The organism is Streptomyces sp. STR69, assembly GCF_024519455.1.
GTDB lineage: Bacteria > Actinomycetota > Actinomycetes > Streptomycetales > Streptomycetaceae > Streptomyces.
The window spans coordinates 131,388-146,451 of record NZ_JALJRY010000001.1; the positions used below are offsets into that span (position 1 = coordinate 131,388).

A 15,064-nucleotide genomic window follows, 5' to 3' on the forward strand; every position below is an offset into this window, starting at 1 on the left:
GGCCGTCTCGCAGCGGCCGGGGCTCTGTCATGCCCGAGGGTGTCATGTCCACGAATACTTCACTTCTCACGGCGGATCCGGATGCGTCCGTGACACGTCAAAGGGGCAAGGAGGCCCCCCCATGCGCCGATCCATCCTCGCTCCGTCCCTCGCCGTCGCCACCCTGGCACTGGCCCTCACGGGCTGCGGCGGCACGAAGTCCGACAGCGGCAGCAGCAGTGTGTCGCCGTCCCAGTCCCCCACACCCGGCAAGAGCAAGTCGGCCTGCACCGCGAAGGAGACCCTCGCCGCCACCGACAGCAACGGCACGTTCTGTCTGACCACCGGCAGCACGGTCCGGATCCTGCTGGACGGGACGGCGTCCCGGCCGTGGGCGCAGGTCAAGACCGCCGGCAGCGGCCTGGAGGCCACCAACAGCGGGATCCTGATCCGGCCCGGGGACGCGAGCAACGCGTTCAAGGCGGTCTCGGCCGGGACCGTGAAGCTCACGTCGTCCCGGCCGCTGTGTGCGACCGCCCCGCACAAGATCTCGTGCAAGGGCATTCAGGAGTGGTCGGTCACCGTCGTGGTGTCGAAGTCATGATCCGGTGGGCGGTCCGGATCTGACGGTCGATGCGCCGGTCGTGCGCGATGCCGAGCAGCGACGGGAAGGTCACGGCGACGAGGACACCGAGGACGGTCAGAAGGGCGATGAGGTTGTCCATGGCTGCGTTCATAGACACCAGTGTCGCGGCTTACACTCCTTACCGTGAGTGGCAGAACTGCCGTACACCCTCGATTTACTGCCACATCGGGCGCACACTGGCAGCATGCTGAGAAACGTGGCCGTGGTCCTGCTCGACGGAGTCCATCCCTTCGAACTCGGCGTCGTCTGCGAGGTGTTCGGCCTCGACCGCAGCGACGAGGGCCTGCCGGTCTACGACTTCGCGGTCGCCTCGGCCGAGGGGCCGACGCTCACCACCCACGCGGGCTTCTCGCTGGCGGTCCAGCACGGCCTGGAGCGGCTGGAGACCGCGGACCTGATCGCCGTACCGGCCGGTGCGACCTATGCGGCGCGGGAGTACCCGGAGGAACTGCTCGACGCGCTGCGGCGGGCCGTGGACCGGGGTGCCCGGGTGCTCAGCGTCTGCTCGGGGGTGTTCGTGCTGGCCGCTGCCGGGCTGCTGGACGGGCGGCGGTGCGCGGTGCACTGGCATCACGCCGAGCTGCTGGCCCGGCGGTATCCGAAGGTCGTCGTAGAACCGGATGTGCTGTACGTCGACGCGGACCCGGTGATCACCTCGGCGGGCACCGCGGCCGGTATCGACGCCTGTCTGCACATCGTGCGCAAGGAGCAGGGGCCGGAGGTCGCCAACGCCATCGCCCGGCGGATGGTCGTACCGCCGCACCGCGACGGCGGGCAGGCGCAGTACATCGAGCGGCCGTTGCCGCGCTCGCAGTGCGACACGGTGGGCGAGGTGCTGGTGTGGATGGCGGAGCACCTCGACCAGGAGGTCACCGTCGAACAGCTCGCCGCCCGCGCCCTCATGTCGCCGCGGACCTTCGCCCGCCGTTTCCAGCAGGAGACCGGGACCACGCCGTACCGCTGGATCCTGCGTCAACGGGTGCTGCTGGCGCAGCAGTTGCTGGAGGGGACGGACGAGACGATGGACGCGATCGCCTGGCGTGCCGGCTTCGGCACCGCACCCGCCCTGCGCCATCAGTTCGTCCGTGCCCTGGGCACCACCCCGAACGCCTACCGACGCACGTTCAGGGGCCCGGAAGCCGCCTGAACGCACGCCTGTCGCCTCACCTGGGGATCGGCCTGAGCATCAGCCGGTGCGGGTGGAGGGTGATGCCGACGCGGGTGGTGTCGTAGGAGCCGGACACCCGCTCGAAGCGGTACCTCGTCGCCACCGCCGCCGTGACCAGGCTCAGCAGGGCCATCGAGAAGTGGTCGCTGGGACACTTCCGGTTGCCCACGCTGAACGGGCTCATGGCGAACTTCGGTACGTCCTTGGACCGTTCCGGAAGCCAGCGGTCGGGGTCGAACTCCTCGTTGCGCGCATACGATCGCGGGTCGCGCTGGATCGCGTAGGGGCTGTAGATGATGTCGGCCCCGGCCGGAATCCGATAGCCGCCCAGTTCGGTGTCCGTGACCGCCCGCCGCGTCAATATCCATACGGCGGGCCACAGCCGCAAGGTCTCGACGAGGACATTGTTCGTGTGGGTGAGCCGACGGACGTCGTCGAATGCCACCGGGCGTCCGCCCGTCACGGATTCAACCTCTGCACATACCTTGTCGGCGTGTTCCGGGTGTTCCGTCAGGACCTGGAGCAGCGACATGATCGTGGACGCCACGGTTTCACTTCCGGGGGTGAGGATCGCGACGACCTGGTCGTGGATCTCCTGTTCCCCGATCGGGTCGCCATTCTCGTCGGTCGCCTCCAGCAGCGCTGTCAGCAAATCGTCCGGCTTTTGACCAGATGCCCGGCGTTCGGCGACGATCTCGTCGACGAGGAGATGCAAATCGGCCAGCGCCCGGTTGAATTCGCGGTTGGCCGGAAGGGGCAGCCGGTAGAGCGGTCCGGCCGGGACGACCATCCGCCGGTACATGCCCCGGAAGACGGTGGCGAGGGCGGTGCACAGCCGCTCGGCGCGCTCGTCCATGAAGTCGCCGCGCAGCAGACAGCGGGCCGCGATCCGCACGGCGACCCGGAAGGACTCGGAGGTGCAGTCGATCGTCCCGCCGTGCTGCCAGCGCTCGGTGAGCGCGTGCACCTCCTCCTCCATGATCGGCCCGTAGCCGGGGATCGCGTCGAGCCGGAACGCGGGCTGGATGATGCGCCGTTGGCGCCGGTGGGTGGGCCCGTTGGCGGTGGCCACCCCCTCCTTGCCGAGCAGTCCCTCCAGGGACTCCCACAGCGGGCCCGCGATGATGTAGTCGGGGCTCAGCGCCACGGCCCCGGTGAGGGCCGGCGCGGTGACGGCGTACACCGTCTTGGGGCCGAGGCGGAGCCGGACGACGTCGCCGTGGTCGCGGAGTCGGGCCATGAACGCCAGGGGGTCGCGGACCAGTTTCCAGCCGTGGCCGAGGAGCGGGACCCGGCCGCCCGCGACGGGCGGCTCCAGCAGTTCCGGCAGTTCGGGGGGAGCGGGCTTCACAGACTCGACGGTCATTTCTCACCTGCCGCTTCGTTGTTGACGTACGGGGGTGTGGACCGGTCGTCCCAGCTGTCGACCATGTAACGGCCGGACTCGTGGTGGAACCAGTAGACGGAACTGAACCAGTTCCGCATATTTCCGAGACAGGCCCGTACGGCGGCGCTCAGTTCCATTCCCCGTACGGTGCCGTCGTCGAGACGGTCGGCGAGTCGTAAGGTTTCCTGTTCCGCGTCGAGGAAATCTTTTATGCATTCCTCGACGCGGCACCTCACTTCGGCGACCGCTTCCTCAAGAGTCAGCCCCTCGTGTTTGATGAGGCTTATTCCGAGATTGTGGACCTCGTCGCCCGCGATTTCCTTGGGGAGGGAGCAGAGGTCGTTGTACCAGGCGGCGAATTCCTGACTGAGCAGTGCCGCCCGTCGAAATCCCGGGTGTTTCCTTACGCTGGCCGGGAGTTCGCAGCCCGCGCTCGTTTCCAGCAGATCCGTCCAGATCCAGTGCGCGAAGGTGAGCCGGCGCAGTGCGAGGTATTCCTCGACCGTGGGGATCTTCCCCTCGGAGCGATTGCGGAATTCCCGGTCGTAGGCCTCGATCACCGCGTGGAAGTGCCGGGCGAACCGCGCGTTCCAGGTGGCGGGGAGGAACGAGTAGATCCGCATCACGCTGTCGGCGAACCCGGCGACCAGGGGATCCGGGTGAAGCAGGTGGTGGCGTGGTGAGTCCAGTGCGGCGTGCAACCGGAACCGCAGCCGCCGCCAGGCGTCGGGCCTGCCGTACACGATGTCCCGGTCATGACGGTCGTCCCAGACGAAGAACCACGCGCTGTAGTCCGCTATCGCCTGGAGCACCTCGTCCGGTGCGCCCAAGTAGTACCCGGCCATCAAGTCCGTGTAGCAAAGACCGTCGGCATATTCGCGTACCTTGTCCGCCGGCATGAGACGCTTTTCCAGCAGCCAGCCGCGTGTCTTCTCCTGGAGCCTCGGCCAATACGGGTGCAGTCGCCGGGGAAACGCCGCCTCGATCACCGGGAGAGAGAGCGATGGTGGAACCGCGATCGCCGTCGATGCCGGCGACGATGCCGTTGTGGTGCTGTACGAGAAAGCAGGCACGAACAAACCCCTCTCAGCAGCCAGTTGCACACGCCCCTCCCGCTGTGCCGGGCGTGCGCCGTTGCGTATCCCCGCACTTCCCATTCAGCACCACAACTGACCGTTCTGGGAACGGATTTGCTTCCTTCACTACCCCCAAGTGCCGAGAATCCATCCTTGTGTGACTGATTTTGGATCACTACAAGAGCAGAAACGATCGAATGTGCGACGGACATGCGAACGGCGCCTGGTCAGGGAGTTGCACCTGAACAGACGCCGTACGTAAGGGGGTTGTGATCGTCCCTGGGACTCAGTCGTTGGCGACCACGGCGTAGCGGGGCTCGTTCTCGGCCATCTGCCGCAGCGCGTCCTTGCGGTCGCGCTTGGAGAGCCGGTCGATGTAGAGGTAGCCGTAGAGGTGATCGGTCTCGTGCTGCAAACACCGAGCGAAGTAGCCGGTGCCGCGGACCTTGATCGGGTTGCCCCGCTCGTCCTGCCCGGTCACCTCGGCATAGTCCGGGCGGGCGAGCGGCGCATACGCGGTGGGCACCGACAGACACCCCTCGTTGCTCTCGTCCAGATGCCGCTTGTCGGCGGGCAGGTCGACCAGCCTGGGATTGCAGACGACACCGACGTGCCGCTTGCCCTCGTCGTCCGGGCAGTCGTAGACGAAGACCTTCAGGCCGACGCCGATCTGGTTGGCGGCGAGGCCGACGCCCTCGGCGGTGCGCTGCGAGGCGAACATGTCCGCCACCAGCGTCTCCAGCTCCGCGCCGAACTCGGTGACGTCCGCGCACTCCTTGTGCAGCACCGGATTCCCGACGACCGTGATCGCCCGCGAGGTCCCCCGCTCCCGCCAGGCCGCCTCACGCTCCCCGGTCTCCTCGGTATCGACGACAAACCCCTCGTCGTCCACGGGAAGCACGCCCACGTGCTGCTGATCGGTGTCCTGCTGCGCCATGCCGACGAACGCCTTCCTCAAAACCAAGGGGGTGAGTTGCTGATACAGCGTACGTGCAGCGCCCCTTCAGGGGCGCGGGACTGTGCACATGTGCGGCTCCGCCGCGGGGCGCGACCGGCCACAGCGGACCCGCAGCCGAAGAACGACCTCAGCAGACCTCTTCCAAATCCCGCCAGTCCCGGGAGTCGGGGCTGTCGGCAACCCACCCGTCCAACAGCCCCCGAACCAGCGAAGCCGGGGCCGCAAGCCCACACTCCCGCTCCGGCACCCACAGTTGCCCATCGGTCCGATGCCCCAGCGGCCCAGGGTGCCCGGGCTCACTGTGGTCATGCGGATCAAGATGCTCCCCGTCGCCCTCGTCGGAAGGCATCCGGGACTCCGAACACATCCGGCACAGCAACCGCACGGACGACGACCAGTCCTCCGCCGCGAACCCCGCGTCCGCCGCCAACTGCTCCAACGCGTCCCGGTCGGCCTCGGCGGCAGCCTCCAGCAGCACCACCCACGTCGGCACGGGCGACGGCGCCCACAGCTCGATCTCGTCGAACACGGGGTAGGAGTGCCCGGCGGCGGTGGTCCGCTCACCGTGCGGCACCCCGTCGTGCAGCACGACCTCACCCCAGCGTCGCCCGGACGAGGGAAGCGGAATGGACAGCACCTCGATCCGCGCCGGATCCAGCCGCCGCCCCCACACCACCTCGGCCTCCCCCTCGGGAGAGAGCCGTACGGCCGCGCTGCCGAGGTCCATCCCGGCCGGTTCGCCCGCGGCGGTGACCCCGCCCGGCACCCGCAGCCCGTACGCCTGCCAGGCCCGGCGGGCCAGCGGCCAGTCCTGGAGGGCGGTGGCCGCGATGCCCACGTTCCACCAGTCAGGTGCGCCGGCCTCCCGCTCCAGCAGCGCGACGGCCCGCAGCCCGGCCGCCCGGGCCTGCTCCCAGTCGTGCCGGAACTTGTGCAGCAGGGCGAGGTTGAACCAGGACTCGGACAGCCAGGGTTCAAGATCGGCGGCACGTGTCAGCAACGCGCCCGCGTCCTCGTAGCGACCGTCGCCGATCAGCGTGAACGCGCGGTCTGTGGCCTGCCGCCAGGAGGCGGAGGGCCGGTGCCGTCCCTTGCCGAAGATCCTCACGATTCCCGCCTGCCAGTTCCGTTCAGTGGGCTGGCTCTGCCCCCGGACACCCTCTTCTTCGCATCCAACCACGTACGGCTGGGAGGGCGCTCATTACCCATGGGTTACCCAGCCGAGGGCAAGGTCAGACAGCCCCGGGAGAGCACCCGGGCCAGCGCTTCCACGACCTCGGGAGCGTAGTCCCCGGCGGTCCCGAGGCGCAGCTCCTCCAGCGCCTGGAGGGGCCCGCCGGGGCCTCCTGCCCGGGTTTTCTCCTCGTACGCGTTCACCGCCCGGACGATCCGCGCGGAGACCGGCTGCTCCCGGCACGGGTCGGCCTGCCGCTCCACGACGGCCGCCACCTGAGGACTCACCCCGGTCTGCCGTACGACGGCCCCGCCGAGCAGCGCTATCCGCCGCTGCTCGGTCAGGGGGAGTACGGCGGTGGCGCCGGCCGGTACCGGGTCGACGAGGCTGAGCTGGCCGATGTCGTGCATCAGGGCTGCGTACTCCAGGACGGTGAGGTGGGGTTCGGACAGTCCCATGTCCCGCCCGACCGCCTGACAGAGCGCGGCGACCCGGCGGGCGTGCCCGGCCGGGGTGTATCCGGCGATCTCGGTGGAGCGGGCGAGGGAGGTGATGGTCTGCCGGTACGTGTCCCGTACGGCCGCGTACCGCCGGAAGGACAGCTGGGTCAGCAGGAGCGGCACGGAGAAGACGGGCAGCGCCCACAGCCCCACGACGGCGACCGCGAGCGCCATCACCGCGCCGGTCGCGCAGACGGCGGACCCGATGCCGAGCATGCCCCGCAACTCGTCGCGGAGCAGCGGGCCGAAGGGCCAGCGGGTGCGGGAGTGGGCGAGCGCGGCGGCGAGCACGGCGTCGCAGAGCGCGGTGAGGGAGAGCAGCGCGAGCAGCAGGAGGGCGTAGGCGGGGCCGCCCCAGTGCCCGAACACCCCTTGGTTGTAAAGGGGTTGGAAGCAGACGGCGGCGAAGCCGACGGTCAGTACGCGGCGCGCCAGGTGGTCGGGGATACGGCTCTGGCCGCGCGCGATGTGCGGCACACAGCCCACGAGGGAGGCGGCGACGACCACGGTGACGACCTGGAAGACGCCGTGGTGGGTGGGCTGCCCGGCGTCGGCGCCGAGCAGCGCGTAGGAGAGGGCACCGGCGGCGCCGAGCGGGGCGGTCTCCCGGAGCCCGAGCCCGGGCGTGCCGGTCCAGCGGCTCAACTCCCCTACGGCGACGAGGAGTCCGAAGGCGAGGGCGACTCCGCGTTCTTCGAGGCCGGTCCAGAGGGTGAGGGCGAGGGAGGTGGTGGCGAGGAGGGCGGCGGAGGTGTGGATGAGGAGGAGAGGGAGTCGGGGCAGCGGCATGTCGTCAACTCCTCATCGCACTGGAAACGGGCGGGCCGGGTGGGAAGAGGATGGGGGACTGGGCTTCGTCGGCGGTCACGGAGGGGTGCCATCCGCACCGGCCGAGGGCCCGGACCAACGCGCGAACCATCAAGGGGTCGAACTGCGTACCGGCACAGCGCGACAGCTCCTCCAGCGCGACGGACACCGGCCGGGCCCGTCGGTACGACCGGGTCGACGTCATCGCGTCGAAGGCGTCGGCCACGGCAACGACCCGCGCGGACTCCGGGATCTGACTGCCCAGCAGTCCGTAGGGATACCCGCTGCCGTCGAGCCGTTCGTGGTGGTGCAGGACCGCCGCCCTGGCCTCCCCGAGGAAACCGATCCCGCGCACGATCTCGTGGCCGTACTCGGGATGCAGTTCGATCACCCGCCGCTCCTCGGGAGTGAGCGGCCCGTCCTTGCGCAGCAACCGCGTGGGCACGCCCAGCTTTCCGACATCGTGCAGGATCCCGGCGAAGCGGAGGACCTCCACCCGCGAGTCGTCCATCCCCAGCTCCCGCGCGATCATCATCGACGCCTGTCCGACCCGTTCACTGTGGCCGCGGGTGTACCCGTCCTTGATGTCGACGGCCTGGACGAGGGCGCGGATGGTGGCCTGGTGGGCGGCGTGTTCCCGGTGGTACTGGGCGAACACCCACCAGGACACCCCCATCGGCAGCAGCACGAGCAGCGCGGCGACCGGGCCGTAGGGGCTGCGCCACAGGACGGCCATCATCAGCCCGGCGAGCCCGTGCACGCCGATGGGCGCCAGGGACCGTAGAAACAGACCGCGCCAGGCCCGCCGTAGCGGCATCCGCTCGGCGAGCGCGAGGATCCCGCCGTCGAGGACGGTCAGGACCAGGCAGAAGGCGAGGACGGCGGCCAGGGCGGGCAGCAGGGCGTAGGGGAAGTCGGAGGCGACGACCGCGTTCCGGCCGCCCAGCGCCCAGTGCACGCGGGCCGCCGACCACACGGCGAGCGCGAGCTGCGCGGCCCGCCAGGTCCGCCGCAGCCAGGGCGAGCCCTCGTCGACGTGGGAGAACAGCGCGCCGGGCAGCGGTACGAGCGCGGCGGCGGGCGGCGGCAGGAGGAAGGCGGCGGCGAGCAGCACCGGGTAGAAGGTGCCCGCGAAGCGGCGCCGGGCGATCTGCTCGCAGCCGGCGTAGAGCGCCGCCAACAGCGCGACCGCCCACCAGGGTGCGTGGACGGCCGGCAGCGGAAGCAGACAGAACAGGGCGCAGAGGACGACACAGAGGACGTACGCACGTGCCCGTGCCGGTGTCGCCTCCATGGCTGACGCCCTTCCCCCCGACCATGCCTGTCCAGGCCGAGGAGCCTAGGGCGATCAGGGGGAGGGCGCGGCCGTATCACCCGCGGATTAGCACATTCGAGTGACGACAGCCCGTTCAGGACTCCTGCGGGGAAGCCGCCACATCATGCTCGGGCACGACCTGCCCGGACCGGATCATCTCCAGGCGTCCCATCACCTTGGAGCGGAGGTCCGACGGCACGTCGTCCTGCCCGCAGCACCGCTTCACGAGCTTCTTCACGGCCTGTTCGAGGCCGTACTTCTCCAGGCACGGCGAGCACTCCTCGAAGTGCACCTCGAACTTGGTGCAGTCCGCGTCCGGCATCTCCCGGTCCAGGAACTCGTAGAGATGCGCCAGGACTTCACTGCAGTCCGTCTCGTGATGGTCACCGCAGCTCATGAGCCCGAGCCTTTCGCTTCATTCGACTCTCCGGCACCGGCCGGGACCAGCCCGCGGTCACGCGCGTAGTCCTCGAGCATGCCGCGCAGTTGACGGCGGCCCCGGTGCAGCCGGGACATCACCGTACCGATGGGTGTCCCCATGATGTCCGCGATCTCCTTGTACGCAAAGCCCTCTACGTCAGCGAGATACACGGCGATACGGAATTCCTCCGGGATGGCCTGGAGGGCTTCCTTCACATCCGAGTCGGGCAGGTGGTCGAGCGCCTGCGACTCGGCGGAGCGCAGACCCGTCGACATGTGCGACTCGGCACGCGCCAGCTGCCAGTCCTCGATCTCCTCGGCCGCGGAGCGCTGGGGTTCACGCTGCTTCTTGCGGTACGAGTTGATGAACGTGTTGGTGAGGATCCGGTACAGCCACGCCTTGAGGTTGGTGCCCTCACGGAACTGGTGGAAGGACGCGTACGCCTTGGCGTACGTCTCCTGCACCAGGTCCTCGGCGTCGGCCGGGTTGCGGGTCATGCGCAGCGCGGCCGAGTACATCTGGTCGAGGAATTCGAGCGCGTCCCGCTCGAAGCGCGCACTGCGCTCCGTCGTGGACTCCGTGCTCGTGCCCTGGCCCTCGGGCTGCTCCGCCTGGCCGTGTTCGGTCCCTGCGTCGGTACCGGGAACCGGACCCACCTCCTCAAGATTCCGGGCAGCACCGAAGCCGATGCCACCAGAATCGGAGGATAGACGACGATCCGGTCCGCCCGCCGCCCCAATGGGGGTGGCCTTGGTCGCGTGCAGCACCGACCAGTCCAGGTCGGAGCGGCTGCTACGGGCCGGGCAGAAGGTCGAACCCATGCGGCGGACTTCCTTTCTACGACTCTCTGTGCCCTTCACAACAGTGGTAAGGGTCCCGGCATTCCCGCCCGTTACCCGACCGTTCGAGTCCACTCCACCACGCGCCCCGTGATGATCTCCAGAGCCCTGTCCTGACCGATCTCCGCCCGCTTCGGCACCGCGAACCCATGATCGCCGTACGGCACCTCGACCAGCTCGAAGTCGCCCTCCGGGAACTCCGCCGGTTTCCCGAAGGGGTCGTTGCCACCCTGGACGACGAGCGTGGGCACCCCGGCCCCGAGCAGTTCGCCGGCCCGCGACTTCTCCGGCTTACCCGGCGGATGCAGCGGGAAGCTCAGGGCGAGGACCGCGGCGGCGCCCAGCTCCGTAGCCGTACGACAGGCCACGCGCGCTCCGGCGCTACGGCCCCCGGAGACCACGGGCAGGCCGGGCTTCGCGACGGCCGGCCAGATCCCCCGCCACCCCACGTCCAGCGTCTTCGGCGCGGGCGCCACCTTCTTGCCCGCCACCCGCCACGGCTGCTCGACCAGCGCGACGGTCACGCCGTGCGCGGGGAGGACGGTCGCGAGGGCCTGGAGGTCACGCGCCTCGATGCCACCGCCGGCCCCATGGCTGACGGCGAGGACGAGCCGCGCCTTCTCGGCCGGGTGCCAGGTGATGCGGGCGTCCCCCGCGTCGGTCTCGACGATCTCGATGATCTCGCTGGAAGTCACGTCAGAAGAGTGTGCCCTCCTCGGGCCCCTCCAGTTCCTTCAGCAGCTCCGGTCCGTTGTTGCGGACATTGCTGACGGCCGTGGACACCGGGTAGGCGCGCAGCAGCCCGGCGGGCGGCGGGGCGAGCAGCTCGCGCAGTTCGTCGGGTTCGGTGCGGGCCGGGTCGAGCCAGGCGTCCCAGCGGTCCGGGGTGAGCATCAGGGGCATCCGCGGGTGGATGTCGGCGAGCGCGTACGGCCCGTCGGCGGGGGCGACCGCGAGCGGGGTCGTCTCCGCCTCGGTGGTGATCACCGAGCAGGTGACCCACCAGGACAGCGGATGGTCGTCGGGCAGCGTCCGGTCCCGCCAGAACTCGTACAGCCCGGCCATCGCGAACACCGACCCGTCGGCGGGCAGCACGAAATACGGCTGTTTCCGCTGCCGCTTCTTCTTGCCCTCGACCTCCAGCTCCCGCTCGTCCTTGGCCGTGACCCACTCGTAGTAGCCGTCAGCGGGGATGATGCAGCGCCGGGTCGAGAAGGCGCGACGGTACGACGGCTTCTCGTGCACGGTCTCCGCGCGGGCGTTGATCATCCGGGCGGCGCCCTCCGGGGTCTTCGACCAGCTCGGCACGAGTCCCCACTTCAGCTTCCGCAGCTGGCGAACCGGCTTCGGGCTGTCCGCGTCCTTAAGTGGACGGTCGAGGACTGCATAGACCTCTTTGGTCGGGGCCACGTTGTAGTCGGGGGCCAGAACCTCCTCGGGCTCCCACTTCTCGATCTCAAAGACTCCTGCGAGATCCTCGGGCCCACGACTCGCTGCATACCGTCCGCACATACGTGCCAGACTGCCAGATTCGACGACCAGCACGGGAGCCTCCGCCACCCATGGACAGCACCGCAATCGCCTCGATACCCGCCCTCTGGGACGAGGTCTTCGGCAGCCAGCCCGACCCGGATCTGTGGGTGGTGATCGCCACCATGGTCGCCGCGCTCGCCGTGGTCGTCCCGCACGGACTGTGGCGCCTCTCCCGCAACGCCATCACCATCGCCCACGAGGGCGGCCACGGCCTGGTGGCCCTCCTCACCGGCCGCACCCTCACCGGCATCCGCCTGCACTCCGACACCAGCGGCCTCACCGTCAGCCGGGGCAAGCCGCACGGCCTCGGCATGATCCTCACGGCAGCCGCCGGCTACACCGCTCCCCCACTCCTGGGCCTGGGCGGCGCGGCCCTCCTGGGCGCCGGCCACATCACCCTCCTGCTGTGGCTGTCGACCCTCCTGCTGATCGCCATGCTGGTGATGATCCGCAACGCGTACGGCGCCCTCACGGTGATCCTGAGCGGCGCGGCCTTCCTGCTCGTGTCGTGGCTGACGGGTCCCCAGGTGCAGGCGGCGTTCGCGTATGCGGTGGTGTGGTTCTTGCTGCTGGGCGGCGTGCGTCCCGCGTTCGAGTTGCAGGCGAAGAGGTCAAGGGGCGGCGCGGGCGACTCGGACGCGGATCAACTGGCGCGGCTGACGCACGTACCGGCGGGCTTGTGGTTGTTCCTCTTCCACCTGGTATCCCTGTGCTCGCTGATAGGCGGCGGCAGGTGGTTGTTGGAATTGTGACAAGCCCCGGAGGGGCACGTCACCAGGGGCGCGGGGCTGTGTCTATTTGCGGCTCCGCCGCGCGGGCGCGACCAGCCACGACGGCGCAGCACCCGAAAGACGGCCTACTTATACAGTGGGTCACATGGCCCCGAACAACGACCAAACCGCCCTCTGGCCCGCTCCCCACGCGCGCGGAGCCGTCGACGCGACGGTTCACGTCCCGGGGTCCAAGTCCGTCACCAACCGCGCCCTGGTCCTCGCCGCCCTCGCCAGCGAACCGGGCTGGCTGCGCCGCCCCCTCCGCTCCCGGGACACCCTCCTCATGGCCGGCGCCCTGCGCGCGATGGGCGTGGGCATCGAGGAAGGCGTAGGGACGGAAAAGGGCTCCGGCGAGTTCTGGCGGGTCATCCCCTCGGGCCTGCACGGCCCGGCCACGGTAGACGTCGGCAACGCGGGCACCGTGATGCGCTTCCTCCCCCCCGTCGCCGCGCTCGCCGACGGCCCCATCCGCTTCGACGGCGACCCGAGGTCGTACGAACGCCCCCTGAACGGCGTCATCGACGCCCTGCGCGTACTAGGCGCCCGCATCGACGACGACGGCCGGGGCGCGCTGCCCCTGACGGTGCACGGCGGGGGCGCGCTGGACGGCGGCCCGGTGGAGATCGACGCGTCGTCCTCGTCGCAGTTCGTGTCGGCGCTCCTTCTCTCGGGCCCCCGCTTCAACATGGGCGTCGAGGTCCGCCACATCGGTTCCTCGCTGCCCTCCCTCCCGCACATCCGCATGACCGTCGACATGCTGCGCGCGGTCGGCGCCCAGGTGGACACTCCGGAGTCGGGCGGCGAGCCGAACGTCTGGCGGGTGACCCCGGGCGCGCTGCTGGGCCGGGACCTGACGGTGGAGCCGGATCTGTCCAACGCGCAGCCGTTCCTCGCGGCGGCGCTGGTGGCCGGCGGCAAGGTCGTCGTACCGGACTGGCCGACGCGGACGACGCAGCCCGGTGACCGGCTGCGGGAGATCTTCACCGAGATGGGTGGTTCCTGCGAACTCACCGAGTACGGGCTGGAGTTCACCGGTTCGGGTGCGATCCACGGTATCGATGTGGACCTGAGTGAGGTCGGCGAGCTGACCCCGGGCATCGCGGCCGTGGCCGCCCTCGCGGACTCGCCGTCCACGCTCCGGGGCGTCTCGCATCTCCGGCTGCACGAGACGGACCGGCTGGCCGCGCTCACCAAGGAGATCAACGAGCTGGGCGGCGATGTGACCGAGACCGCCGACGGTCTGCACATCCGCCCGCGCCGCCTGCACGGCGGGATCTTCCACACCTACGAGGACCACCGGATGGCGACGGCCGGGGCGATCATCGGCCTCGCGGTCGAGGGTGTGCAGATCGAGAACGTGGCGACGACCGCGAAGACCCTCCCGGACTTTCCCGACCTGTGGACCGGGATGCTCGGGAGCGATGGGGCGTAGGGGACTCACGCCATGCGCCGCTACGGCAAGAACACCGACGAGGACGACATCCGCCAGCGCCCGAACCGCAAGGGCAACCGGCCGCGTACGAACATCCGCCCCAAGCACGAGGAGGCGGTCGAGGGCATGGTCCTCACCGTCGACCGGGGCCGCCTGACCTGTCTGGTCGAGGACCGGGTCGTGATGGCGGTCAAGGCCCGCGAACTGGGCCGGAAGGCGGCGGTGGTCGGCGACCGGGTCGGCATCATCGGCGACCTGTCCGGCGACAAGGACACCCTCGCCCGCATCATCCGCATCGAGCCGCGCACCTCCGTGCTGCGCCGCACGGCCGACGACGACGACCCGTACGAGCGCGTGGTCGTCGCCAACGCCGACCAGCTGGCCATCGTCACGGCCCTCGCCGACCCCGAGCCGCGCCCGCGCCTCATCGACCGCTGCCTGGTGGCGGCCTACGACGGCGGCCTCGACCCGCTGCTCGTCCTGACCAAGTCGGACCTCGCGTCGCCCGACGAACTCCTTGAGCTGTACGGCGCGTTGGGCGTCCCGTACGTCGTGACGAGCCGCGAGGAGCTGGAGAACGGCAGCGCGGTGGAGCGGGTGCGCAAGCAGCTCGACGGCAAGATCACCGCGTTCGTCGGGCACTCCGGTGTCGGCAAGACGACCCTCGTGAACGCGCTGGTCTCGCTGGAGCGGCGGCGCAGCACCGGCATCGTCAACGCCGTCACCGGGCGCGGCCGGCACACCACGACCTCGGCACGCGCGATCCCGCTGCCGGACGACTCGGGCTGGGTCGTGGACACCCCGGGCGTGCGTTCCTTCGGCCTGCACCACGTGGACCCGTCCCGGGTCATCAAGGCCTTCCCCGACCTGGAGCCCGGCACGGTCGACTGCCCGCGCGCGTGCAGCCACGACGAGCCGGACTGCGCCCTGGACCAGTGGGTGGCCGACGGCCACGCGGACCCGCAGCGGCTCTATTCGCTACGGCGGCTGCTGGCCACCCGGGAGCGGACCGAGGGCGACTGATCACCGGCTGACCACCGCGTGTTTGTGGGGACT

At 69.9% G+C, this 15,064-nt stretch carries 16 protein-coding genes; 5 read left to right on the top strand and 11 right to left on the bottom strand.

Annotated features, from left to right (window positions below; all coding sequences use genetic code 11):
• Window positions 1-121 precede the first annotated feature (121 nt).
• Entirely contained in the window at window positions 122-583 is a 462-nt protein-coding gene (locus OC490_RS00595) for a hypothetical protein (protein ID WP_262055761.1), read from the top strand.
• Here OC490_RS00595 and OC490_RS00600 read toward each other — a convergent pair.
• Complete coding sequence (locus OC490_RS00600) at window positions 558-716, bottom strand: hypothetical protein (protein WP_262055762.1); 159 nt, start codon at window positions 714-716, stop codon at window positions 558-560. The two genes, OC490_RS00595 and OC490_RS00600, sit on opposite strands and share 26 nt — an antisense overlap.
• A gap of 93 nt (window positions 717-809) precedes the next feature.
• Here OC490_RS00600 and OC490_RS00605 point away from each other — a divergent pair, with 93 nt between their 5' ends.
• Window positions 810-1,772, top strand: coding sequence for a GlxA family transcriptional regulator (locus tag OC490_RS00605; protein ID WP_262055763.1), 963 nt, complete (start codon window positions 810-812; stop codon window positions 1,770-1,772).
• Between the two features lie 16 nt (window positions 1,773-1,788).
• Here the strand turns inward: OC490_RS00605 and OC490_RS00610 are convergent, their stop codons facing one another.
• The 10 genes from OC490_RS00610 to OC490_RS00655 all read right to left on the bottom strand — a co-directional run bounded on the left by OC490_RS00610 (window position 1,789) and on the right by OC490_RS00655 (window position 11,782).
• Window positions 1,789-3,159, bottom strand: coding sequence for a cytochrome P450 (locus OC490_RS00610; RefSeq protein WP_262055764.1), 1,371 nt, complete (start codon window positions 3,157-3,159; stop codon window positions 1,789-1,791).
• Window positions 3,156-4,253 carry an epi-isozizaene synthase gene (gene cyc1, locus OC490_RS00615; RefSeq protein ID WP_262055765.1) on the bottom strand — a complete coding sequence of 366 codons (1,098 nt, stop codon included), beginning with the start codon at window positions 4,251-4,253 and terminating at the stop codon, window positions 3,156-3,158. The genes OC490_RS00610 and cyc1 overlap by 4 nt, the downstream gene beginning before the upstream one ends.
• 289 nt (window positions 4,254-4,542) lie before the next feature.
• Complete coding sequence (def, locus tag OC490_RS00620; protein WP_262055766.1) at window positions 4,543-5,193, bottom strand: peptide deformylase; 651 nt, start codon at window positions 5,191-5,193, stop codon at window positions 4,543-4,545.
• A gap of 148 nt (window positions 5,194-5,341) precedes the next feature.
• The gene (locus OC490_RS00625) at window positions 5,342-6,322 is read right to left on the bottom strand and encodes a tetratricopeptide repeat protein (protein ID WP_019072153.1); all 981 of its coding nucleotides are present in this window, start codon (window positions 6,320-6,322) and stop codon (window positions 5,342-5,344) included.
• A gap of 104 nt (window positions 6,323-6,426) precedes the next feature.
• The gene (locus tag OC490_RS00630; RefSeq protein ID WP_262055767.1) at window positions 6,427-7,677 is read right to left on the bottom strand and encodes an HD-GYP domain-containing protein; all 1,251 of its coding nucleotides are present in this window, start codon (window positions 7,675-7,677) and stop codon (window positions 6,427-6,429) included.
• Window positions 7,678-7,681: 4 nt separating this feature from the next.
• Window positions 7,682-8,989 carry an HD-GYP domain-containing protein gene (locus tag OC490_RS00635; RefSeq protein ID WP_262055768.1) on the bottom strand — a complete coding sequence of 436 codons (1,308 nt, stop codon included), beginning with the start codon at window positions 8,987-8,989 and terminating at the stop codon, window positions 7,682-7,684.
• Window positions 8,990-9,104: 115 nt separating this feature from the next.
• Window positions 9,105-9,407 (bottom strand): mycothiol system anti-sigma-R factor, encoded by a 303-nt coding sequence (gene rsrA, locus OC490_RS00640; protein WP_262055769.1) that lies wholly within the window; start codon window positions 9,405-9,407, stop codon window positions 9,105-9,107.
• Window positions 9,404-10,087, bottom strand: coding sequence for an RNA polymerase sigma factor SigR (gene sigR, locus OC490_RS00645; RefSeq protein WP_019058309.1), 684 nt, complete (start codon window positions 10,085-10,087; stop codon window positions 9,404-9,406). Before sigR ends, rsrA begins: the two co-directional genes overlap by 4 nt.
• 236 nt (window positions 10,088-10,323) lie before the next feature.
• Window positions 10,324-10,965, bottom strand: a complete 642-nt coding sequence (locus OC490_RS00650; protein ID WP_262055770.1) for an alpha/beta family hydrolase — start codon at window positions 10,963-10,965, stop codon at window positions 10,324-10,326.
• Between the two features lies 1 nt (window position 10,966).
• Entirely contained in the window at window positions 10,967-11,782 is an 816-nt protein-coding gene (locus tag OC490_RS00655; protein WP_262055771.1) for an SOS response-associated peptidase, read from the bottom strand.
• Between the two features lie 50 nt (window positions 11,783-11,832).
• Between OC490_RS00655 and OC490_RS00660 the strand changes: the two genes are divergently transcribed.
• The 3 genes from OC490_RS00660 to rsgA all read left to right on the top strand — a co-directional run bounded on the left by OC490_RS00660 (window position 11,833) and on the right by rsgA (window position 15,031).
• Window positions 11,833-12,555: a M50 family metallopeptidase gene (locus OC490_RS00660; RefSeq protein WP_043674494.1), complete on the top strand. Its 723-nt coding sequence runs from the start codon at window positions 11,833-11,835 to the stop codon at window positions 12,553-12,555.
• 124 nt (window positions 12,556-12,679) lie between these two features.
• Window positions 12,680-14,008, top strand: coding sequence for a 3-phosphoshikimate 1-carboxyvinyltransferase (gene aroA, locus OC490_RS00665; RefSeq protein ID WP_262055772.1), 1,329 nt, complete (start codon window positions 12,680-12,682; stop codon window positions 14,006-14,008).
• A gap of 12 nt (window positions 14,009-14,020) precedes the next feature.
• Entirely contained in the window at window positions 14,021-15,031 is a 1,011-nt protein-coding gene (gene rsgA / locus OC490_RS00670) for a ribosome small subunit-dependent GTPase A (RefSeq protein ID WP_262055773.1), read from the top strand.
• Window positions 15,032-15,064: the final 33 nt, after the last annotated feature.